Consider the following 23,577-nt stretch of genomic DNA (forward strand, 5'->3'; position numbering starts at 1 on the left):
ACCCAAATTTGTAGAGTTTCTGAATTTGGGCGATTAATTCAGTTTTACTATAGATTTTCTTTTTACTTTTCATTGCCAATTAAAATCAGGTAAAAAATTATGACAGTTATCGAACCTTCAATTAAAGATATTGAGCATCTAAACCAAAAAAAGAAATATTCATCGCCATTAAGGCTTTGGCACTGGCTAAGTGCTATTGTTATAACAGGTTCATTGCTTACTGTATTGGCTAATAGTACCATTACTAATAACCGAAAAAATGCGGCAATAATTAAAACAGAATTATTAAATAATAAAATAGCAGTAAACTCAGATCAGGCAAGGTCAGCGGCTCATGAAATAAGTGATAAAGTTTGGGAGTTGCATACTTATTTTGGTTATATACTCGCTGCTTTGTTGCTGTTCAGGCTTATTGTAGAAATATTGCAACCTGCGGATCAAAAACTTATCCCGAAAATTAAAAGTGCATACAGTAATTATTTGGTTATTAAACAACACAGGGAATTAGCCAGGCAGGAGTTTGTAGTAAAAACATTATACGCAGTGTTTTATTTATTGCTGATGATAATGGTTGTTACCGGTTTATGCCTGGCATTTGAGGATAATGTTGCTGCCTTAAAAAAGATCCATGCTATAAAGGAGATACATGGGTTTTGCATGTATCTTATTATTGCTTTTATAGTTGTGCATTTAGCGGGGGTATTTTTAGCCGAAAGAAAAGATAGCCCCGGTATTGTATCGGATATGATAAATGGGGGTAAGGCGGATAGCTAAATGTTATTTGGTGATCAGGTAAACGCTGTCCAATGTTTTATGCCGGGTTGATTTGTTGATAAAAGCAAGGTAAATGATCTCCTGCGGATAGTTTGGAAATGCTTTCATAACCTTAAATTCTATATGATTTTGTAATAAAAAATCTTTGGTCACCCGGGATGCAAAAAAGATCGAATGCGGAGGCGCGTTAAATGTTTTAAAAGTATCTACTGAAATAAGATCTATTTGCCTTTTAGAATAAAACTGGAAAATATTGTTCTCGAATTTAAGCGAATAGAGATGATGGTTGGCAGTATCACGGTTAAGATATTCAGCCGCTTTGATCTGCCCGTTATAGCTTGCTACAACATTATAAAAAATGGTGTTGAGGTAAAAGTTGGCAAAAAGAGCCGCTAAGCAAGTGAGGAAAAATCCCTTCAGATAGTTCTTGTCAACTTTAAACAGGATGATGGCGGCAACGAGGGCAAATGCTATACATTCCATCACAAATAAAATCAGATGACCGGGGCTTGCAAAATAGTTGATCACTAGTATGGCTAATACTAAGACCACGCCATATAACCAAAAGCTCACCATTCTGAACGTTGTGCCGAAGCGGCTTAATTGATTGCAGCAGAACGGCGCCGTTATAACCGCGAAAAACGGGAAAATAGTATTGGTGTAAAATGGCAGCTGGAAACGTGATAATGAAAAAAGCAGCAACAATAATAAACCTCCGCTCAGGGTGTAGTATTCTGCCAACTTGTGCTTTTGCCAAATCTCCTTTATATTTTTGAAAACAGCATAGTAAAACAACAGGCACCAGGGGGCAAAGGCCCATAACAGGGTGTGTACATAAAAGAATGGATCGCCTGACCTTTTTTGGCTGATAGGACCACTGTTTACAAAGCGGCCAAACTGGCTATCCCACAAAAACCATTTTATGCCGGATACATTGTGTTTGCCGAAAACTGTTTTTTCGGGATGCAGGTCAAACTGGACATATAGAGCATAAAATTCGGGTAGCGTAAAAATGATGGTGAGCAGAACCAGTGATATCCATTTAAACCGGAATACTTCTTTGAATCTTTTCTGAAAAATAAGCTGCCCGAATAATGCACCATAGATAGTTATCACCACAAATATCCCTTTGGTCATGATGGCGCAGCTTGTTAAAATGGCTGCTAACAAGAAATCAGTAAAGGTAAAACGCTCATCAAGGCGACTAATATGGTATACACTGCCTATTACCAAAGCCATCAGGTAAGGCTCGGCCCGCACATCGGTATTCAGCATTATCAGGTGCTGGGCGGTGGTTAATATCAAAACGGCCATCCATGCCACCTGTTCGCCATAATATTTTTTGCTGAAAAGATAGGTGTAAAGCAAGGTTAGTAAAAAGAAGAGCAAAGCAGGCAGACGATATGCCCAAACTGATACGCCGAATATCTTAAAACTTAACAATCCCATCCAGAACGGAAAATGGGGTTTGTCTAACCAATCCTGGTTGTAGGTGAATAGTTCAAAAAACTGCTGACGGTAAAGCAGATTTTTAGAGATGGAGGCATATAAGCCGGGATCGTCTGTAAAAAAATTTACATTGATGCCGGCAAAATTAACAATAAGCGCAATTACAAACAGAAGGATATAAAAGGGCTTGTTGTTATCTTTCATTTAACGGCTGATATTAAACCGGCATCAAAAGTACATTGTTTATCATTAAGATAATAATTGAGTGTTCAGTCTCACTTGCCGTACTTAAAAAAAGAATGCCCCGCATTAATTTGCAAGGCATCTTATATCATTGATTAATAAGAAATTGGTTAATTAAGCTGGGCAGGGGTTAGTTTTAAATTCCTCCCTCTGATGCCGTCAAAAACATCCTTCATCATGGGTTTTGTGATATAATTTTTAACAAAAGGATAGCCTTTTGAACGATTGATATCCATCTGGAAAATGGAAGATGAAACCACATAGATATGGATCTCTTTTTTCAGGGTTTTATATATTTTCTGAAATCCGTTTAAGAAATCCCATCCGCTATTGTTGGGCATATACAGGTCCAGGAATATAAAATCCGGGAGCGCACTTATCTTCATCCGGTTTTCTGACAAATAGTCAAGTACAAGGTTGCCGTCAAAAGCATATGTTGTTTCTTTAGCCAACTCGTTTTTTGTAAGCATAAATTGTACGATCTTGTGATGGATCGGATCGTCATCAATAATTACCAGTCTTGACATATTAGTTTAGATTGAATGTAACAAAATGAACCCAAGGTTCGTAAAACAAATTTACGTTTATATCCGGGTATTTTTATGACTTGTCGGGAATATTTTACCCCAATTTGTCAATTGCCTTTTGTTGCCCGGACAATTTTACCATTTAAAAGAACCCCAGCACAAGCTAATAAGGGGTATATCTCTTTTATAGCAGCATCGCTATAATAACAATTGCCAACATCATGCCAGCATTCTGCTTCCAGCTTGTAATGTATTGTAATAAATTTGCGATTAACTATTAACAAGCTGTTTTGAAGCTGTTTATTGTGTCAAAAAAACCGAGCCTTTTATCTGGTTCCGGCATCTGCAGTTCGGTTAATTGTTCATTTACCAATAATAGCATATTCTTATTTTCGGCAATGGAGACGTTTATTCGTTCGATATACTTTTGCAGTCCTTTTTCAACAGCAAACTCACGTTCTGCAAGCAAAGAAATAAATACTTCTATTGCCTGCGATCTAAGCAATATGAACAGCTCTTTATCCAATGTTAAAAGGACTAATTTTAACAATGAATGTAGTAAAAATTAATTAAATATACTTTGTGATTAATAATTAATTATGGAGAAATATAATCTACTGTTTTTGGGTTGATAACAAGGTGAAATTGAGTATAAAAAAACCCCCGCCATTACAGCAGGGGCCAACTCACAACAATTGTTTAACCTTTCGGTCAATTCCTAATTGCAATGTGATCTTAGCAGTGAAACATTTGGATCATTAATTAGTTTTATCACAATAACATAATAGCGTCAGAATTTCATCATATAATAAATAATGTAATAGTGGCTTTCGCATATATCATCATTCAAAATTTCAACTTATCTTTACTCAAATCAATAAAAACTTACTATGAAACGATTATTTAAATTAAAGGCGTTAGCATTAGTTGTAATTGCCTTTTTAGTGTCAACCGTTGCCTTTGGGCAAGGCAAACAACAGGCAAGCCCGGCAGATAGCACCAGCGGTACTGTGGCAGGCTCAATGGTCAAAATATCTTACCACAGCCCTTCTGTAAAGGGAAGAAAAATCTGGGGGGGACTGGTGCCTTACAACAAAGTTTGGAGAACAGGTGCTAATGAGGCTACCATTTTCACAACAAGCAAGGCTATTAAAATTGGAGGTAAAACATTACCTGCAGGTAAATACAGCTTGTACACTATTCCTGGCGAAAGTGAATGGAAAATTATTTTTAATTCACAAACCGGGCAATGGGGTATAAAAATGGACGGATCAACTACTGATGATGCCTCGAAAGACGTATTGGTAGCTACAGCAACGCCAATGAAATCAAAAGCACCTAACGAAAGGTTTAAAATCGAAATTAACAGCACTGGCTTTGTTCTGCTTTGGGAAAACTTAGCGGTACCTGTTACAATTAGCAAATAATAAAAGCTAAAACATTAAATAAATAATGCACAAGCTCCGGAAATGGGGCTTTTTGCTTATGTATTCATACTATCCATTATATTTGCTTTAATGGCAAACCGGTTAAAGAAGCAACCCGTCAGATCAAGAGTAATAACAGTAATAGTACTGGCATTGGTAGTTTTTATACTGATGCTTATTGCCGATCACCCTGATTTTGTGGAACGATACTATTCAAATGGTTTTTATCGCGGAGTTATCTGCATTTTTCACCCGGTTTTTAATCTCTTCCCTTTTAGCGCAGGGGATGTGATCTACATTTTTATTGTAGGTTACCTTATTTATGCTGCTGTAAAACTTATCCGTCTGGTCATCAAAAAGCAATGGCGTTCAGCAGGTGTGTTCTTTCTCGGACTGACAATAGGAGTGGAAGTATTTATACTAAGTTTCTATTTGTTGTGGGGGATGAATTACTATCGGCCATCAGCAGATATAAGATTGAATCTGCCTGATAGTAGCTATACCACCGCAGATTTGAAATCCGTCACTTCTATATTAATTGATAGTGCTAATAACTGCCGGACAAGGTTAACCCAGGCTGATCTACAGCAGGATAACAAAGCCATCTACCAAACTGCTGTAAAAGCGGTCGACACACTTTCTGCAAATTACAAAGGTTTTTACACTTTTAAGCCAACTATTAAACCGTCTATCCTGTCGGGTTTATTAAATTACATGGGCACGTCAGGGTATTATAATCCGTTTACTACCGAGTCACAGATCAATTACCAGATGCCTGTATTTTTAAAACCCTTTGTTGCCTGCCACGAGCTATCGCACCAGATGGGTTTTGGGCCAGAAGACGAAGCTAATTTTGCCGGATTTATGGCAGGTGTAAATTCTAAAGACCGGCTACTGCGTTATTCAACCTATTATGTGGGCGTACAGGAATTTATGTTTGCATTACGACATCAGGACAGCTTAGCCCGCAAGGAACTGAAAAAAAATATCTCGCCAGCTGTTCTGAATGATTTTAAAACGGAAAGAGAATACTGGTTAGCTTACGAAGGTAAACTTGGTGTATTAAGCAGCCTGTTTTATGACGATTTCCTGAAAGTCAATAATCAGCCACAAGGACTGAATACCTACAATCAAATGGTAAGGTTAGTAATGGGTTGGTACAAGAAAAATGGATTGGTTCATTGAACGGCTGTATGTGATGTTTTTTTATGATTTACCTCATCGGGGTAAAATGTCGGTAGAAAAAAATATACGATAAAAAATTTGCGCCGTAGGTGCAATACATTTTTCGCAATGCTATTCGAAATGCATGATCCAGGTATTGCGCCTACGGTGCAAAAAACCGTTTTAATTATTCTTCTACCAACATTTAGCTCCTAAAGGAGCGGCTTTTCTTAAGAAGTATGTGGGTGCACAGCAGGAACCATAATCTATTAACTATCAACCGATCTATATCACTACGCCTTCATCGGTAAACTGCAAATTGGTTTTGCCGGCAAGTGTTGAGTTAGCGTATGAATTTCCGTTAACAAACACTTTTTCGTTATCGATCTCGATGTGCAGGTCATTGATCATAAAATTACCCCTGATACGAATAACGGCTACCGGTGAATGTACCTCCAGTTCGGCAATAATGTTATGCTCAAGTTTCATAGCTGATACATCATCCAGTTGGTGTACGTCAATAACCGTCGTTCCATCGGGTTTGGTTACCAGCAGCCTGTCGCGATCTTCTGTTATCTTAAACAGTGAAGTATTTTCGCCATTATTTGCTTGTAATTTCAGAGGGTTTCCATCAATATCTTTAATATCCAGATCAACCGCTAAGGCAGTTATTCCCTGTCCCGCCGGTCTGTCATGATAAATAGAAGTGATACTTAAAAAATCGATGGCCTCACCGTTATGGCTGTAGATTAAAGTATTACCGGGAACTATGTAAGAGTTTGAACCCAAAATGAATGCGTATTTCATGGCTTGTGGTTTAAAGTATGAGAGATTTAGATATAATGAGCAAGGCATATAAATTGTTTTACATCTTTTGAGATTGATGAGTGAATTTTCAACGGATAAAAAAATGACAAATCTTTTTGGCAACTGCAACAACTACTGCTGCGTAAGTTTGTTATACAAACATCAATAACCTAATAAGACAAAGAAAATGGAAAAAGTAGCATTGTTGGCCTGGCTGCAGGCAAAGCCGGGCAAAGAACAAGAGTTATCGGACTTTTTAAAGAACGCCTTGCCTTTGGCACAGGCAGAAACAGGTACCGTGAGCTGGTATGCATGGCAAATTGACGACTCGGTATTTGGCATTTTCGATACATTTGAAGCTGAAGAAGGTCGCGAAGCACACCTGAGCGGACCAATTGCAGCCGCATTAATGGCCAACGCAGACACGCTGCTTGCCAAGCCACCGGTTATTGAAAAGCTGAACATCCTGGCAGCTAAGTAGAATTTTTATAACTGATTTATAAGGAACATAGGCCGCGACTATTTATTTAGTCCGGCTTTTTTATTTGCATGTTTAGGCCATCATATAAACTATAAATTTATATTTGAGAAACCTTCACTTATAAATCTCTTAATATGATCCAAAGAAAAGTTATTGCATGGGCAATAATAACCGCATTGGGCGGATTCCTGTTTGGTTTTGATACCGCAGTGATTTCGGGTGCCGAACAGGCTATCCAAAAATACTGGAGCCTGACCGATCTGCAGCATGGCTTTACTATTTCGATTGCTCTGATAGGTACGGTTACCGGGGCACTTTTTGGCCGCATACCGGCTGATAGCCTTGGGCGCAAAAAATCATTGATCATCATTGCCTTTATATTCCTGTTCGCCTCGCTGGGTACTGCTGTAGCCACTAACTGGTACTTGTTTGTTATTTTGCGTTTTATGGGAGGCCTGGGAGTAGGGGTATCATCAGTTATTGCACCTATTTATATATCAGAGATTGCACCCGCCAAGGCAAGGGGGAGGCTGGTGATACTATTTCAATTCAACATCGTATTTGGTATATTGATATCTTACTTGTCAAACTACGTGATCGGACTTCTGTTCCAGGATTCGTGGCGGCTGATGCTGGGTATTATGGCCATACCTTCATTTATATTTTTGGTGCTGCTGAAGTTCGTGCCCGAAAGCCCGCGCTGGCTTATCCTGCATAAATCACAAAATGACGAAGCGAGGGAAACTTTGCGGCTCATCAATCCCGACACTTACCAGGAAGAGATGGACAGCATCATCAACGCCAAAAACGAAGAGGTTACTGATGTAAATGCCGAAAGCCTGTTTAACCCACGCTATCGTTTTCCAACGATGCTGGCTGTGCTGTTTGCCTTTTTTAACCAGGTATCAGGTATCAACGCTATCATTTATTATGCCCCCCGTATTTTTACTGCTGCCGGGCTTGCAAAAAGTTCATCTTTATTATCCACCGCAGGTATTGGATTGGTGAACCTGGTATTCACAATGATCGCTATCGGTTTTATAGATAAAATAGGACGTAAACAATTAATGCTGATCGGCTCCTTTGGACTGATCCTTACCTTAGGATTGGTATCATACTCCTTCTACGGAGCAGGATCGGGCGGTTTTATGGTTGCTTTTTACCTGATGATCTATATCGCGTTTTTTGCTTTCTCGCAGGGTGCCGTTATCTGGGTATTTATTTCGGAGATATTTCCCAACCAGGTAAGGGCAAAAGGACAAACCCTGGGCAGCAGTACACATTGGGTGATGGCTACTATAATTGCTTTCTCGTTCCCTTACATCACCGGGAAAATTGGCGAAAGCTGGACATTCCTGTTTTTTACAGTGATGATGGTATTACAATTGATATTTGTTTGGAAGGTAATGCCTGAAACTAAAGGCAAATCATTGGAACAAATAGAACATACCTTGACCATGCATTGATCGGGTATCTTAAAATAAAAAAAGCCGGGCCTCGAGCCCCGGCTTTCACATCAGTTTATTCAAAATTTAGATTATACGAGGTTCTTTTTGATGTAAGTAATGCTTTTTGTAATACTGTCGAAAGGATCGCCGGGGCAGATATCCTGTTCTACAAACACATATTTTACGCCTGCCTTGTCGGCGTGCGATAATATCTTTTTGAAATCTACAATACCGTTACCCACCTCGGTAAACATTTGTTTATCAGTATTGTCCATATCCTTTAAATGTAATAATGGGAACCTGCCGGGATTTTTGTTGAATGTGGCAATAGGATCTTGCTTGGCTTTAGTCATCCAATAAAGGTCCATTTCCATTTTTACCAATTTTTTATCGGTATCGGCCAATAATATCTCGTATGGATATTTCCCGTTTTCCTGTATAAATTCAAAATCGTGGTTATGATAGCAAAGTTGAATACCTGCTTTTTTGCATGTTTCACCGGCTTTGTTCAAATCGTCTGCAACTTGTTTGTAATGATCAAGGCTACCGCGTTCAGATGGGGCCAGCCATGCACAAACCATATAGTGTAATCCTACCTTTGCAGCATCATCAACAGCTTTATCCCAACCATTTAGAATGGTTCCGGCCGCTGCTACGCCATTCGTTTTTTCTTCGCCTAAACGGTAATGGCAGCTCGGCATGATCAACCCATTCTGCTTTAACAGTGCGCTGAAGGCGGCTCCATCAAGCCCATAAAACTTACCATCTGCATAACCTGCTTCAACAGAGTTATATCCTATCTGCGCTACTTTGGCCAATGTTGCGGCAGGGTCTTTGCCCATAGCATCACGTACAGTATATAATTGCAGGCCGATGTATTTTTTATCGTAAGCAAATAAATTGGGAGCAATTAATATCCCGGCAGAAAGCAGGGCGGAGGTCTTCAAAAATGAACGTCTGGTAGTCATAATTAAGTTGGTTTAATTGGTCTATGTGTAAAAGTAACACATTAACTTTAATATAGACCAAATTTTTTTAAAAGGGTTTAAATCTGAGAATACGCAGTAGGAACTATAAAAGTAGAGGCGATCTTTGATACCAGTTTTGCATCTGCATACTCAGGTACAGCGCTTATCTTTTTCCATTCGGGATCGTTACTAAACGCTTTCCAATGACTGTCATGTGCAGCCATATCATCAAAGGTTACCATGTAGGTTAAATTTGGTCGCAGATTGCCGATCAGAGTTTGGCCATAGAATACAGGTTTAAAGCCCAGACGTTTAAAAATATCAATCTCACCTTTGTCATTAAACATTTCTATCTTCTTTTTGCCTGCATTTTCTGTGGCACTTTGGTACTGGCGCAATTCGAAGATGCGGGGCTGTGTTCCGGGTAAAGCCAGTTTTGGTGTATGGGCAAAGGCTTTTAGTAACGAACTTTCGATACGTTCATAGGCAGGCTCAGTAGCCAGGGCGTTCAGGTAGGATGATCCCTGCTGCTGGTATGCTTTATCCTTATCAAGATTATCCGTTACGTGCATAAAATCAGCCATATTATTATAGGGGATAAACACATAAACTTTAGTTTGGTCAGCAGATTTCAGTTCGGTAAAAACGCCGACATTCTTTACGCCTAATCTGTTCAGTGCCGGTATAGCTGCATTTTTTAAATAGTCTTCTACCAGCTTTTGTTGCGTATCATTTTTCAGGGTATAGATCCGCAACTCATACAACTGGGATTCATTCTTATGCTGATCAATTACTGATGAGGCCATACTTGCTGAAGGGATAATTGTTGCGGCGGCACTTGTTACCAGGGACGCCTTTACAAAGGAACGTCTTTTCATAGTTGTGTAGTTGCAAGCTAAGGTAGTTGATAGAACCATTAAATAAAAAATACATTATCATTTTGTTAACATCAATGATATGCTGTATAAGTATTTAACGCATAATTTACGATAGCACGTAGCGGTGTTAGTAAATCTTTTGCATCAGGTTTCAAATTCAATTATATTCGTTAAACATTTTAACCCCCTATCATAATGGCACTTACGGCAGCACCAGCAACAAAATACCGTATAGAATCAATTGACATTTTACGTGGTTTGGTAATGCTGATCATGGCCATTGATCATATCAGGGATTTTTTTCATGGGTCGCCAGAGCCAACCGATCTGGCAGTAACTACGCCTATTTTGTTCTTTACACGATGGATCACTCATTTTTGTGCGCCAACGTTTGTGTTCCTTAGCGGTACATCTGCTTTCCTTGCGGGTACGCGACGTACCAGGGGACAATTAAGCGCATTTTTGATCACAAGGGGCCTGTGGTTACTCGTAGTTGAGGTCGGATTGATCACATTGGCTATCACGCTTAATCCGTTCTATAATGTTTTGATACTACAGGTAATATGGGCCATAGGCGGCAGTATGATCCTGATTGGCATACTGGTTAGGCTCAGGGCTTCGTTGCTTTTTATAGGCGTTGTTGGCGTAGCTATATTTTTGGGGCATAATATTATAGATAAGGTCAACTTCGGACATGTTACACATACACTTTGGTGGCGATTACTACTTTCAGCCAATGGCTTTGGTGCATTTTACCAGACCGGGGTTAATCGGGGAATTCTGATGGCCTATGCATTACTTCCATGGACAGGCGTAATGATGCTGGGTTATGTTTTTGGGATGGTTTATAAAAGCTCATTTGATGCCCTTAAAAGAAGAAAAATATTACTGAATTCGGGTTTGGCGCTATTGGGATTTTTCTTCCTGTTCAGGTATTTTAATATTTATGGCGATCCTGCTCCATGGTCGGTTCAAAAAACAACCTCTTTGAGCGTTATTTCATTCTTTAATTTAACCAAATACCCTTGTTCATTGCTATACCTGTGTATGACTTTAGGTGTAGCATTAATTATACTCGCATTGACTGAACATATTAAAAACAAATTTACCGCCATACTGATCATATTCGGTAACGTGCCATTCTTTTATTACCTGTGTCACTGGTATTTAATAAGACTCATTACTGTGATCGTGTTCTTTGCTCAAGGCTATAATTCCAGCCAGATCATTGACCCCAAACAGCCAATGCTTTTTCAGCCTAATGGATTCGGATTCAATCTATTCGGGGTTTATGTCATATGGATCATCGTTATTACGATCCTATATTTCCCATGCCGCTGGTTTAGCAATTATAAGAAAACACACCGCCAGTGGTGGTTAAGTTATTTGTAAGCGCGTAATTTACTCACCCCCGATCTTTGCTACGCTCGATCACCCTCTCTTCGCTGCGCGGAAAGAGGGGAAGGATAGGTTATATAAACTGTTCTATCACCTGTTTTAGATGAGTAGCTTGCACCACACCGCTTTGGCGCCATTTGGTTTCGCCTTTTTTAAACAGCATTAGCGTAGGTACGCTGCTGATCTTGTAGGCGCTGGCTGCAGCAGGGTTTTTGTCGATATCTATTTTAAGGATGGTCACCTTGTCGCCCATGGAGTCTTTGACCTCTTTTAATATGGGTGGCATCATTTTACACGGACCACACCACTCTGCCGAAAAATCGATTAATACCGGTATTTCAGCGTTTATTATTTCCTGGAAATTTGCCATAGGTTGATTTCTTTTATTTTTATTCAACAAACTACATGGTATTACGTTTCATAAAATGTAATAATTTACTTTACCTCCATTGGTCTGGCAGTTGACTTAAGGTAATTATTGTCGGATAGCCAGTCGGCGAGGCGTTGCGGCCAGGTGTTAATCGATTTTAACTTAGACCGGTTGCCCATATTAAAACCATGATCGCCTTTGGTGAAAATGTGTGCCTCTACAGGCACTTTAGCTTTGCGATAACCTTCCAGTAATCGTACTACCGATGGTGAGCAGCAAAGATCATCATCTGCAGCCAACAGGAATGCCGGCGGTGCGTTGGCAGGTATCTCATCGGGAATAAATGATGGCCCCGGATAGATTTGTATCAGGAAATTTGGTTTAGCGCTTTGTTTATCTATTGCATCAGTATTAGCAGTGTTGGGTGCAAAGGTTGTCATATCCACTACTTCGCCACCTGCAGAGAAACCCATCATGCCAATCTTGGTGGTATCCAAGCCAAATTCAGCGGCCCGGCTGCGCACCAGTCGCATAGCCCGACAGCCATCCTCACGGGCATGTACTTCAACCTTATAAGGTGAATTGGTATCGCGGCCCAAGCGGTATTTTAGTACGAATACAGTTACACCCAAATCGCTTAAAAATTTGGCTGGCTCAATGCCTTCCGCATTAAAAACAAGCAACCTATGACCGCCGCCCGGACAGATCACCACAGCTGAACCTGTAGCCTTATCCTTTGGCGGCAGAAAAACTGTCAGAGTGGGATTGTTGACATTCTTCACCCAATAATCTTTAGCCTGTTCGGGCACATCGCGCAGTTTTTCAAAGCCGGGAGCACCCTTTTCCCATAGCGGTATTACAAATTGTTTGGTTTGTGCCGATGCTATGGCAGGTAGCAGGCAGAGTAGGAAGATGAGTTTTTTGAGCATGGTTTTGTTTTTAAAATCTATTTCCCAATCATCCCTGGATCAAAAATGCTTTTATCGATCGGACCGCCAGGAACAATATCATGGTATTTCTCAACCTGTAACAGTTTATCGTTCACATAAAAAGTACATTTGGTTTCGCTCCAGGCATTTTTTAGAGGGATGTGCTGTTCAAACAGACCTTCTTCTTTGCTTTTATCATCATACTTAATAAAACGCACCGGGATTAGCTTATCCTGATCTACCCATAGCTGGTTTACTTTTTCTTCATCCTTATCAGCACCGATCACATAAACCGGGTGACCCTTCCATGTGGAGGCATGGAATTTGGAAAGATCATAATGCAGGGCTTTAAAATGAGCAAGCACATCATCAAACGGAACAAAATATAATCCACCTAAAAAGAAGATCAGCTCGTTCTCATTTTTGATCGATCTGGTGATCTTATTATTGTTGAACACATAAGTAGAATCTTTCCTGAAAATTATACCGTTACCGCTATTTGGATTGCCAATATCGATCCTGAGCATATCGGGGTAGGCAATTCGCTCATACCAGGCATCTGATTTTACCAGACTGTCATTTTTGTACCTTTCGGTAGTTTGATTAAATGATAAGCTGCTGTGCCATTTGTTATGATAGCGGTCATACATCTTTTGCAGCACAATGGTTGAGTTAAGCTCCTTTTGCTGAGAAAAGGGTAGAAACAAGAAGAGTAGTAAAGATAATATTTTCATATCTATCAAACGCTGAATTCTTCATAAGCAGCAGTCAACCCGCGTTCTATTCCATCGCCCTGCCATTCTGTTATGCCCGGTATAGATTTAGCCTGTAATATCTCGTCTTTTGTTTTTCCTGCTTTGATACTGGTTTGTACAAAATCAGCCAGTTTTTCCATAAAGTTTTGCATGGCCTTTACATCCTCCATGGTCCCAGTTACTTTCTGCGGATCAAAGGCATGGCCGAATACAAACAGGGTATCTTTGTCAAATTTCTTTTGTGCCATTTCCAGTGTGACGGGCCAGTTTTTAACTGATGCACCGGCACTGCGGTCGATAAACGGATAGCGGCGGTTAAATACCAGGTCGCCCATGTGTACCACGTTGGCATGTTCAAAGTGTATCATGCTGTCGCCATTGGTATGGCCTGCGCCAAAGTAGTAAGCTTTTATACTTTCATCACCGACTTTAATTTTCCAGGTATCGGTAAAGGTGGTATCAGGATATAACTGAACATCTTCTTTTTTCTGTGCTATGGCCACATTTTTTTGATTAGTAAGCGAGTTAGCATGTGCTGCTACATTTTTTACCAAGCCTTTAAAAGATATATTGCCGCTGGTATGATCGCCGTGGTGATGGGTATTGATGAGCCATTCAAAAGGCTTGTCGGTTTGTTTTTTCAGTTCGGCTATCAGGTGGGTGGCTGGATCTGGGAATTCTGCATCCACTACTACGATGCCTTCCTTATTCACCAGCCAGGCAATGGTGCCGCCCTGTTCAGCAAACATGCCTACATTATTACGTAGTGGTCTAAACTGATAGGCGGGGTCGGCTATCCATGAAGCAAAACTTTTTTTACCCAGCAGAGTAAACGCACCTGCCGCTACAGCAGTATTTAACAAAAAATTACGACGTTGCATGCTTTATAAATTTTGATTTGAAGTTATAGAAATTTATATATTCAATAGGTTATTACATGTAAAAATTCTGAGAGGTTGCTTAAAGATATTCTTTTCACCTTTCATGCTGAATAAAGTGAAGCATTGGACGCAATCGAAAAACTATAGCACGGAAATATTTATTTAAGAACAAAATCATTGGTTTATGAAATAAATATTATAGATTTACCAATAGGTTGCAAGGGCCGCCTGTTCCCACAAAAGATAAATTCACCCTTAATCACTGGATTTTATTTGTTTATTAATTCCGCCAAACGTGGGGTATTGGCTTAAAGGGAATTATATGAACATTTTAAAACCGGTACGATTAAGCGAGTTAAAAACTCAGGCTTCATTTCTTCTAAAAGATTTATACAGGCAAACTGAGATTTCCCTGCCGTCAGCAAATCGGTTTCTCCAATTACCAGACTTTCGTTTTAAAACAGCAAACTGGCTGTTAGAAAATCCTGATAAGATTTTGCTAAAACATGCCTATAAGGTAATTGCCCTTGAAAACAATTTCAAAGAATGGACTGATCTTAAACACGCTGTTATTGAAAATGACTGTCTCTACAGGTCTTCTGGTGTAGCATTCATACATCAATGGTTCACTGACTACCAACAAGCTGAAACTTACTTTCAAAAGAACGGCGGCTATCTGTTGATATTCTGGAAGGATATCGTGGTGTGTGGTGACGAATATATCAACTATATCGGGCTTGGTGATTTCCAAGACCTCTGGAAGAAAATAGGGTACAACTGGGCAAATCCGGCTGATGTTAAAGCATTTCAATCCTTAAAAGAAATAGCAAAAAAGAATTATCTATCTCAGAAATAAATCTGAAATAGTAAAACCAAAATCACACAATGAAAAATTATCTCGGAAGAATTATCCTGCTTGTAAATGATTATGAAGAAGCAGCAAGTTTTTATGAAAACAACTTTGGCTTCACAAAAATTTACGATGTTACCACTGATGTAGGTCAGCGTTTTTTACATATGGGAACAGATCCTTTGGATGCACTTGGTATTTGGTTTCTTAAAGCAGATTCCAGAGAGCAAAGGGAACGGGTAGGGAATCAAACAAGCGGGCAGCCTACAATGGTTATATATACGACAAAATTAGAGGCGCTTTTCCAAAAGCTGAAAAGTAACGCGGTGAAAATTAAAGTGGAGCCTGTACTGACCCCGGAATATAAATTTTTCCATTGCTTTGACTTGTATGGAAATGAAATAGTGGTTGTAGAAATAAAGGATTGAAGGATTACATTATTGCGCCATGGTTTAAACTGATAGGTGGGGTAGGCTATCCATGAAGCAAATTTTTTTTGCCCAACAGGGTAAAGGCACCTGCCGCTACAGCAGTGTTTAACAAAAAATTACGACGTTGCATGGCTTATAAATTTTGATTTGAAGTCATAGGAATTTATATGAAAACAGGATGCAAGCGGCCGGCGTAATATTTATTTTACATAAATACTTCTGTTACGCCTATTTTTAAATGTGTTTAAGAAAATCTGATATTGAACTTTGAATACCTAATTCCATTTTGTCTAATAATTTAAAACATCGTTATTAATTTCTTAGAATTGATGCTATCAAATAAGAAAATTATATGGTTGAAAAAAGAACTTTTTTGGACTTTTTTAATGATCCATCACCTGCATTGAATGTAAAATTCTCCAATGTAGCTGAAGAAGAATCAAGAGAAGTGTTAGTGAAAAACATACTTGGTTCGCCTATTGATAAGAAAGGAAAAAAATATATTGAATCGATATGTAAAGATGTTCGATTGAATGATTTTTTTGAATTTTACACCACTCATGATGGATTTGAGTTTTGTAAGCCGGTGTACCCAGATAATTATTTGAAGACTCCGCTTTTTAAATTAATTTCGTCATTAAATATTTCAAATTTCAATAAGCAATATATTAAAGGTGGAAAATGGGCTTGGAGTATTGATTTAAATAAAAGCAAAACACTTTATCGTGGTAATGACACTTGGGTTGCATTTGCTGAAATTGGTCAAGGACCAGCATGTCTAACTATTTTTTTAACTGGGGAGAATGCAGGGTGTATTTATCTTGTCGCGCCTCAACCGGCATTTAACATACTTAAACCAATAGCGAAAACTTTTAATCTTTTTCTTGATAGAGTAGCTAAAGATCCGGCTGCTTTTTTGCGTTTGGTACGTTCATATGTAGTTATGCAAGGTACGGATGGACAAAATTATGGATTAATTCCAGTTGAATATCTGAGCAACTCAAACGAGCAAAAGATAGTATAAAAAAGCTACACAACTTACTTGTTCTTTGCAATTGCCTAAGATAAACATCGAACACCGAACAAGGAATATCGAATCTTGAAGTGTTTACTTCGATATTCATTATTCAGAATTCATCATTCGATATTACCTTTACAGCCAATATTTAATTTTTGATGAACGAACAAACTACCGCTACCAGCTTCAAATGGCTTTATATTTTTATAGCAATGGCCGTTTTGGTGAATTTCAGCGGATTGTTTATTCTCATCATAGGCCCCGACGGCACTTTGTATGCCACCATTGCCAAAACTATGGTGCTACGGCATGATTATGTGAACCTGTATGCACTAGGCGCTGACTGGCTGGATAAACCGCATTTCCCATTCTGGATTACTGCCTTGTCTTTTAACCTGTTTGGTATTAGTACATGGGCATATAAACTGCCGGGCATCCTTTTTATGATGATGGGGGTGTGGTACACTTATCTGTTTGCCAAAAGCCTGTATAATAAAGAAGTTGCGCTGTGGTCTGCATTGATATTGCTTACGGCACAGCATATCGTTGTTTCAAACTACGATGTTCGTGCTGAGCCTTATTTAACCGGGCTGGTGATCGCATCGGTTTATCATTTGTATAGAGCTTATATCCAAAATAACTTTTGGCAATTACTGGCGGGTTGTGTATTCGCCGCCTGTTCTATCATGACCAAGGGTATGTTTGCGCTGATACCTATTGGAGGGGCCATTGCGGGCCATTTGATCATTACCAAACAATGGAAACAGTTGTTTAACTGGCGCTGGCTTATTGCGGCTGTGCTTATCATGATATTTACCCTGCCTGAATTGTATTGTTTGTACGAACAGTTCGATCTGCACCCGGAAAAAGTGGTTTTTGGGCATCAGGGTGTATCCGGTATCCGTTTCTTTTTCTGGGATAGCCAGTTTGGGCGTTTCTTTAATACCGGCCCCATCAAAGGCAGCGGCGACCCGACATTTTTTGTGCATACCACCCTGTGGGCTTTTCTGCCCTGGTCGCTTTTGTTATTTGCGGCGATATTTCAATTTATCAGAAAAGGAGCTAAGAATGTACAAAGTCACGAATGGTATTGCCTGTGCGGATCGCTGCTTACATTTTTGGTATTCTCTGCATCAAAATTTCAGTTGCCGCATTACCTCAATATTGTATTTCCATTTTTTGCCATTCTTACTGCGCAATATCTCTATAATCTGAAAGCTGAAAAAAGTATTCGCGCTCTGCGCATCACACAGTTGATCGTCATTTTTTTATTGTCGGTGATCATTATTGCGCTGCATTATTTCTTTCAGCCGGAAGAGTTTAACTGGATAACCGGGACAATTTTGTTAGTGTTGCTGATATTGTTGCCGTTTTTACCAAGGACTATTACCAGTAAAGCTTTTTGGAGGATAGGCTTTAGTACGCTATTGGTATCCTTTATTATCAACCTGTATTTAAACCTGGCGTTTTACCCTTCGCTGTTGCATTATCAGGCGCTAACCCAGGCAGCATTATGGATAAATAAAAATAATCCTGATAAACTGCCCGTTGTACAAAGCGGCGATGTACCCTTTGCAATGGAGTTTTACCTCGATCAGCCACTAACCAATATCGGTACCGATGGTAACGGACCAACGCCACCAAAGCCTTACCTGTTGTTTGCCCAAACAGATGTGATCAACGGATTAAAAGCAAAAGGCTGGCAAATGCAGCCTGTTAAAACTTTTGAACGGTATTGGATATCAAGATTAAAACCTCAATTTTTAAATAAAGGCACACGCGAAAAAGCGCTTACTTATAGTGAATTGGTGATTGTGAAGTAAGAAAGGCGTCATCCTGAAATCTCAATAACAACACCTTTCTTTGTTAATGACGGTCTCCCGGCACATTAATAATCTCTCAAATTTTTCATCGGATTCATGGTGGCTGCCTTGATGCATTTATAGCTTACAGTTAGTAGCGTTATTAAAATGGCTCCTGCACCCGCTGCGACAAAAATCCACCACGAAATTTCAGACCTATATTGATATTTCTGTATCCAATTGTGCATCAGCATAAACGAGATTGGAAATGCAATGAGGACTGAACATAAAACCAGGGCAATAAAATCCTTCGACAACAAACGCCATAAGTTAAAGATCGAGGCTCCCAATACTTTTCTAATCCCTATTTCCTTAATACGCTTCTCAGTCATAAATGAAGCCATTGCAAAAAGACCCAAACAGCTGATAAATATGGCAATAACTGAAAATGAACTGGCAAGCTTGCCGATCCGTTCTTCTTTTATGAATTTACGCCCGTATTCTTCGTCTACAAATCGATAATCAAAAGGTTGAGCGGGATTATATTTCTTAAAAGCAGATTCAATCTCTCCAAGCGCCTCAGCTGAGCCAATTCTGGGATTTAGCTTTACTAATATAATATTCCCCGGACCAGACGATAAATGAAAAATAGACGGCTGAACAGGTTCGTAAGGAGACTCCACAACCATATCTTTAATTACACCTACAACATGAAATGGTGCCCCATTCCATTTAATTGTCTCACCAATGGGATTTTTTAAACCCATATATTTCATCGCGGTTTCATTAATGACAAACCCGGAAGAATCGGAAGCAATACCTTTTGTAAAATCCCTGCCCGCTATAAATTGCCATCCAACAGTCTTTCCAAAATCTACAGACATATCTGAATTAGGAAAAACAACCCCCAAATTAGGATCCTTACCTCTCCAGTCAAGGCCTCCAGTTCCACCCCACACCTCTGTTGTTGGTGTAGCTGATTCAGCCATAGATACTATTGCGCCATCATTTTTTAATTCTTCCTGTACAACGTCAAATACCTTGTGTATATCATGAGTCATCATCCGTATAGCCACCAAACCATTCACATTATAACCCATTGGGCGGTTTTTAGCAAATTGAATCTGCCGAAAAACGATTATAGTGCCAATGATAAGAACAATTGATACTGTGAATTGAACAACCACTAAAACCTTACGGGGAATGGCAGCAAGACTGTTTATTTTAAACGTACGGTTTAATACTTTCACCGGTTTAAAGGATGATAAATATAGCGCCGGGTAACTGCCCGAAATCAGACCCGTAATTATACTGAAACTAATAATTGCTATCCAAAACACAGGCTTAGACCACAATATGGTCATTTTCTTATCGGCCAATTCGTTAAAAAACGGAAGCGCAAGGAGAACAAATACCAGTGATAATATAAATGCAAACGCTACTATAGTTAATGATTCACATAAAAACTGAAGGACTAACTGGCTGCGGAGCGATCCAAAAGTTTTTCGTATTCCCACCTCCATTGAACGTTTTTCAGATTGTGCGGTGCTCAGGTTCATGAAATTAATACATGCCAGCAACAGCACAAAAACGCCAATTATTCCAAAAATCCATACAAATTCAACCCGGCCGCCAACATTCACCCCGTTTTTGAAATCAGCATAGAGATGCCACTTGCTCATTGGATGAAGAAAAAGTTCGGGTTTATGGGTTGCTTCCTCTGGTGCCTTATTAGTTCTTACTTTTCTAATTTTTTCGGAAACCTTGGCCATATCTGCATTATCTGCTATTTGAACATAGGTTAGAAAAGAGCTCCGCCCCCAATTATTTTTTAATCCATTAAAAAACTGCGCATTGGTATTGATCAACAGTGCCCATGGTGCGATAAATGTAACATCAGCAAAAGTTGAATTGGATGGCTGATCTTCGTAAATACCAGTGACTTTAACATTCATTTTATCATCAATTTTCATCACCTGGTTCATCGGGTCAGTATCCCCAAAAAATGCTTTGGCTACTGATTCGGAAAGCATGATCGACGAAGGATCATTTAACCCACTTCGGTTTCCTCTGATCATGTGTAGTCCCAGCATTTCAATTGCTTGTGGTTCAAAAAATACACCACTTCTGGTAAGCTTTTTTTCGCCGGATGCTAACATAGAATTTCCGGCCCCTGTAGCCATAGAAACGTACTTCAAATCGCTGCCATAACTTTTAATCAATTCTTCACCTAATGGAAAAGGTTCATTGGGCATAGTTTGTACCTCCCCATTATTTGTCTGGTTTTGCATTACTTGTGCTATCCGATCATGGTTCTTATAGTACTTATCAAATGATAGTTCATCAAAAACCCATAGACCAATAAGGATGGCGACTGCCATACCAATGGCAAGGCCCGCGATATTGACAAATAAATGGAGCTTATTTTTGCCAATGGCGCGCCAGGCAATTTTGAAATAGGTTGTTAGCATATCGGTAGATTTTAATAAGGTTTATGTTGATTATTAATTCAAATATTTAAAGATCAGCATAATAACACAACGATTTAGCTTTAGGTAAATAATTTTTGTAAAGGCTTACAAAGTTCTTAAAACATCGTAAGCCTGATTTGTATCAATATTGATGAAATCCCTGCGATACAAAGGCCAGTACCTCAGGTAATGATGCGCGCCAGTATGTCCAGGTATGGCCGCCATCGCGGATACGGAATTCGTGCGGGATGTCCTTTTTGCGCATAGCGATATGCACCAGGCAATTGCCTTCGTACAGGAAATCATCATCACCATCATCAATATACCAGCGTACTGCTTTTTTCTGATCGTCGGGCACATTATTGACCAAAGCTACTACGCTTTGACGGTTATAATAAGCGGTAACTGTTGAGTCAGCTACATTGGGGTTGCTCTTGATCAGTTGTTTCTTAGCGTCATCCACAGTAAGCGGACCGGTTGCTGCGCTTAGCGGACAGGCTGATGAAAACATTTCAGGATGGTGCAGGGCGTACACAAAACTGCCACCGCCGCCCATTGAAAGACCAGCTACTGCGCGGAAACGTTTATCGCTTTTGATACGGTATTTCTTTTCGACAAAAGGCACTAGTTCTTTAAAAAAGAAATCCTCATAGTTCCAGTCATCTTTAGGGTCGTTAAAATAACCACGGCGACCGGTATTAGCGTCAGGCATAATAATGATCATTGGGGTAGCATTACCTTCCCTGATCGCTTTATCTGTTATATTCAATACTTCGCCAAATTGTACCCAGCCGGTCTGGTCGTCGCCCGAGCCGTGTAGCAGGTAAAGTACAGGGTAACTTCTGTCTGATGTTTCATAATCAGGCGGCAGGTAAACTGCGTATTTGCGTTCACTTTTTAAAATCTTACTGGGCAGGCTAAGGTTGTCATACACTTTGCCTGATTGTGCAAATAAGCTAGATGATAATAACAGGAATAAGGCGATAAACGCCAGGCTGGTTGTTTTCATTTATCAAGGTTTATTGATGGAAGAGAAGTAAATTTATAATTAAATCGCAGGTAATAGAAAATGTAATAATTATTTTACTGCCATTGTATCAATCCATTACCGGGCCGCGTAATGTTTAATAATTGAGTAAATAGTTTTAATTAATTAGTGATCTAATCCTTATGAAACGCATTAATCCGTTGTTTGGCCTTTTGCTATTCGTTTTTGTGATCATGTCCTGCGGTAAAAGCAGTGTCAAACCTAACCCCGGTCCCGGTATTAACCTTGTCCTTAGTGCTACGGAACAGCAACAGGCCACAGCGGATAATGCGTTTTCATTTAATTTATTTAAAACTGTACAGTCGGCCGATAATAGCGGCAGCAATTTGTTCCTGTCTCCATTAAGCGTGAGTATGGCTGTGGGGATGACCAGCAACGGGGCCAATGGCGCTACGCTGGATGGTATTAAAAGTACACTTGATTTTACTGGGTTTTCGCAAGACCAAATAAACACGTATTACAATAAACTGATCACCGATCTGCCTAAGCTTGATCCGCAAACAACGCTAAACATCGCTAATTCGATTTGGTACAGGCAAGGGCTTGATGTATCGGCACAATTTTTAAAAACTAATTCTACTTATTTTGATGCACAGATACAGGCGCTTGATTTTAACAATCCATCGTCTGCAGGTACGATCAATAATTGGGTGAGCAAACAAACCAATGGTAAAATACCCTTAATAGTTGACCAGATATCTTCTGATGATGTGATGTATCTTGTTAATGCCATTTATTTTAAAAGCATCTGGCAAAGCAAATTCGACCCGGCACAAACACATCAGCAGGCTTTTCACCTTCCTGACCAAAGCACCGTGCAGACTGATTTTATGCAGGGCAACTCCATCACTTACAATGTGTATACAGATAATGATAAACTGGTTGCGGAATTTCCTTATGTTAATGGCAAATACAGCATGGTTATTGTATCTCCAAATGGTACTAACACATTAAATAATATTACCCAGGGTTTGGATACTACTACCTGGAATAGCTGGATGGGAAAATTGCATAGCGTGACAGGTCCGGTGATCATGCCAAAATTTAAATTCAACTATAGTGTTTTGCTGAATAATGCACTTAGTACTTTGGGTATGGGTGATGCCTTTTCGGGTTCAGCGGATTTTACGGGAATTAGCAGCGCGGGAGGTTTGCACATCAGTAAAGTGCAACATGAAGCATTTGTTGCCGTAGATGAGACAGGTACCGAAGCGGCGGCAGCAACATCAGTAGCTATAGGTGCTACAGCAGTGGCAAACCCGCCAACTCTTATTCTGGATCATCCGTTTTTCTTTGTGATACGGGAAATGAAAACCGGTCTTATTTTATTTGCGGGAACTGTAAATAATCCACAGTTAGCCGGACAATATAAAGTAATCCACTAGCCTCGCCTAAACGACGCAGCCCTCATAAATGCCTTAATAATGAATAATCCTCTCCAAAGGAGAGGATTATAAA

Annotated in this window: 23 protein-coding genes; 11 read left to right on the top strand and 12 right to left on the bottom strand. The window is 39.6% G+C overall.

Features of this window, described 5'->3' with window-relative positions:
* The first annotated feature begins 99 nt into the window (after positions 1–99).
* Positions 100–774, top strand: coding sequence for a cytochrome b/b6 domain-containing protein (locus tag ACPPVU_RS07605; RefSeq protein ID WP_426671087.1), 675 nt, complete (start codon positions 100–102; stop codon positions 772–774).
* 3 nt (positions 775–777) lie between these two features.
* Here the strand turns inward: ACPPVU_RS07605 and ACPPVU_RS07610 are convergent, their stop codons facing one another.
* From ACPPVU_RS07610 to ACPPVU_RS07620, 3 genes are all read right to left on the bottom strand, one after another.
* The gene (locus ACPPVU_RS07610) at positions 778–2,427 is read right to left on the bottom strand and encodes an ArnT family glycosyltransferase (protein WP_426671088.1); all 1,650 of its coding nucleotides are present in this window, start codon (positions 2,425–2,427) and stop codon (positions 778–780) included.
* A gap of 149 nt (positions 2,428–2,576) precedes the next feature.
* A complete protein-coding gene (locus ACPPVU_RS07615) occupies positions 2,577–2,993 on the bottom strand; it encodes a response regulator (protein WP_426671089.1) in 417 nt (138 codons plus the stop codon).
* A 277-nt stretch (positions 2,994–3,270) separates the two neighbouring features.
* On the bottom strand, positions 3,271–3,543 hold the full coding sequence (locus ACPPVU_RS07620; protein ID WP_426671090.1) for a hypothetical protein: 273 nt from the start codon (positions 3,541–3,543) through the stop codon (positions 3,271–3,273).
* Positions 3,544–3,883: 340 nt separating this feature from the next.
* Here ACPPVU_RS07620 and ACPPVU_RS07625 point away from each other — a divergent pair, with 340 nt between their 5' ends.
* A complete protein-coding gene (locus ACPPVU_RS07625; RefSeq protein ID WP_426671091.1) occupies positions 3,884–4,420 on the top strand; it encodes a DUF2911 domain-containing protein in 537 nt (178 codons plus the stop codon).
* A gap of 90 nt (positions 4,421–4,510) precedes the next feature.
* Complete coding sequence (locus tag ACPPVU_RS07630; protein ID WP_426671092.1) at positions 4,511–5,605, top strand: DUF3810 domain-containing protein; 1,095 nt, start codon at positions 4,511–4,513, stop codon at positions 5,603–5,605.
* Positions 5,606–5,869: 264 nt separating this feature from the next.
* On the opposite strand, the gene ACPPVU_RS07635 is transcribed toward ACPPVU_RS07630, so the two are convergent.
* Positions 5,870–6,391 (bottom strand): hypothetical protein, encoded by a 522-nt coding sequence (locus tag ACPPVU_RS07635; RefSeq protein ID WP_426671093.1) that lies wholly within the window; start codon positions 6,389–6,391, stop codon positions 5,870–5,872.
* Between the two features lie 187 nt (positions 6,392–6,578).
* Here ACPPVU_RS07635 and ACPPVU_RS07640 point away from each other — a divergent pair, with 187 nt between their 5' ends.
* Both ACPPVU_RS07640 and ACPPVU_RS07645 read left to right on the top strand, forming a co-directional pair.
* Positions 6,579–6,872 carry a putative quinol monooxygenase gene (locus ACPPVU_RS07640; protein WP_426671094.1) on the top strand — a complete coding sequence of 98 codons (294 nt, stop codon included), beginning with the start codon at positions 6,579–6,581 and terminating at the stop codon, positions 6,870–6,872.
* A gap of 134 nt (positions 6,873–7,006) precedes the next feature.
* Entirely contained in the window at positions 7,007–8,338 is a 1,332-nt protein-coding gene (locus ACPPVU_RS07645; protein WP_426671095.1) for a sugar porter family MFS transporter, read from the top strand.
* Between the two features lie 71 nt (positions 8,339–8,409).
* Here ACPPVU_RS07645 and ACPPVU_RS07650 read toward each other — a convergent pair whose 3' ends face one another.
* Complete coding sequence (locus ACPPVU_RS07650) at positions 8,410–9,288, bottom strand: sugar phosphate isomerase/epimerase family protein (RefSeq protein ID WP_426671096.1); 879 nt, start codon at positions 9,286–9,288, stop codon at positions 8,410–8,412.
* 77 nt (positions 9,289–9,365) lie between these two features.
* Positions 9,366–10,166 (bottom strand): NIPSNAP family protein, encoded by an 801-nt coding sequence (locus ACPPVU_RS07655; RefSeq protein ID WP_426671097.1) that lies wholly within the window; start codon positions 10,164–10,166, stop codon positions 9,366–9,368.
* Between the two features lie 195 nt (positions 10,167–10,361).
* On the opposite strand from ACPPVU_RS07655, the gene ACPPVU_RS07660 reads away from it, so the two are divergent.
* Positions 10,362–11,558 (top strand): DUF1624 domain-containing protein, encoded by a 1,197-nt coding sequence (locus ACPPVU_RS07660; RefSeq protein ID WP_426671098.1) that lies wholly within the window; start codon positions 10,362–10,364, stop codon positions 11,556–11,558.
* 79 nt (positions 11,559–11,637) lie between these two features.
* Here ACPPVU_RS07660 and trxA read toward each other — a convergent pair whose 3' ends face one another.
* From trxA to ACPPVU_RS07680, 4 genes are all read right to left on the bottom strand, one after another.
* Complete coding sequence (trxA, locus tag ACPPVU_RS07665; protein WP_426671099.1) at positions 11,638–11,934, bottom strand: thioredoxin; 297 nt, start codon at positions 11,932–11,934, stop codon at positions 11,638–11,640.
* 65 nt (positions 11,935–11,999) lie between these two features.
* On the bottom strand, positions 12,000–12,863 hold the full coding sequence (locus ACPPVU_RS07670) for an alpha/beta hydrolase (protein WP_426671100.1): 864 nt from the start codon (positions 12,861–12,863) through the stop codon (positions 12,000–12,002).
* Between the two features lie 17 nt (positions 12,864–12,880).
* Positions 12,881–13,597: a hypothetical protein gene (locus tag ACPPVU_RS07675; RefSeq protein WP_426671101.1), complete on the bottom strand. Its 717-nt coding sequence runs from the start codon at positions 13,595–13,597 to the stop codon at positions 12,881–12,883.
* Positions 13,598–13,602: 5 nt separating this feature from the next.
* Entirely contained in the window at positions 13,603–14,499 is an 897-nt protein-coding gene (locus ACPPVU_RS07680; RefSeq protein WP_426671102.1) for an MBL fold metallo-hydrolase, read from the bottom strand.
* A 322-nt stretch (positions 14,500–14,821) separates the two neighbouring features.
* Between ACPPVU_RS07680 and ACPPVU_RS07685 the strand changes: the two genes are divergently transcribed.
* The 4 genes from ACPPVU_RS07685 (at position 14,822) to ACPPVU_RS07700 (ending at position 18,621) form a co-directional block, all read left to right on the top strand.
* Entirely contained in the window at positions 14,822–15,355 is a 534-nt protein-coding gene (locus ACPPVU_RS07685) for a hypothetical protein (RefSeq protein ID WP_426671103.1), read from the top strand.
* A 29-nt stretch (positions 15,356–15,384) separates the two neighbouring features.
* Positions 15,385–15,777 (top strand): VOC family protein, encoded by a 393-nt coding sequence (locus tag ACPPVU_RS07690; RefSeq protein WP_426671104.1) that lies wholly within the window; start codon positions 15,385–15,387, stop codon positions 15,775–15,777.
* Positions 15,778–16,132: 355 nt separating this feature from the next.
* The gene (locus ACPPVU_RS07695) at positions 16,133–16,804 is read left to right on the top strand and encodes a hypothetical protein (RefSeq protein WP_426671105.1); all 672 of its coding nucleotides are present in this window, start codon (positions 16,133–16,135) and stop codon (positions 16,802–16,804) included.
* 152 nt (positions 16,805–16,956) lie between these two features.
* On the top strand, positions 16,957–18,621 hold the full coding sequence (locus ACPPVU_RS07700; RefSeq protein ID WP_426671106.1) for an ArnT family glycosyltransferase: 1,665 nt from the start codon (positions 16,957–16,959) through the stop codon (positions 18,619–18,621).
* 65 nt (positions 18,622–18,686) lie between these two features.
* On the opposite strand, the gene ACPPVU_RS07705 is transcribed toward ACPPVU_RS07700, so the two are convergent.
* Together ACPPVU_RS07705 and ACPPVU_RS07710 are read right to left on the bottom strand one after the other, a co-directional pair.
* Positions 18,687–21,071, bottom strand: a complete 2,385-nt coding sequence (locus ACPPVU_RS07705; RefSeq protein ID WP_426671107.1) for an ABC transporter permease — start codon at positions 21,069–21,071, stop codon at positions 18,687–18,689.
* A 142-nt stretch (positions 21,072–21,213) separates the two neighbouring features.
* Positions 21,214–22,080: an alpha/beta hydrolase gene (locus ACPPVU_RS07710; protein ID WP_426671108.1), complete on the bottom strand. Its 867-nt coding sequence runs from the start codon at positions 22,078–22,080 to the stop codon at positions 21,214–21,216.
* Positions 22,081–22,241: 161 nt separating this feature from the next.
* Here ACPPVU_RS07710 and ACPPVU_RS07715 point away from each other — a divergent pair, with 161 nt between their 5' ends.
* Positions 22,242–23,504, top strand: a complete 1,263-nt coding sequence (locus ACPPVU_RS07715) for a serpin family protein (protein ID WP_426671109.1) — start codon at positions 22,242–22,244, stop codon at positions 23,502–23,504.
* The last annotated feature ends 73 nt before the right edge of the window (positions 23,505–23,577 follow it).

The organism is Mucilaginibacter sp. McL0603 (genome assembly GCF_049992945.1).
Taxonomy (GTDB): Bacteria; Bacteroidota; Bacteroidia; order Sphingobacteriales; family Sphingobacteriaceae; genus Mucilaginibacter.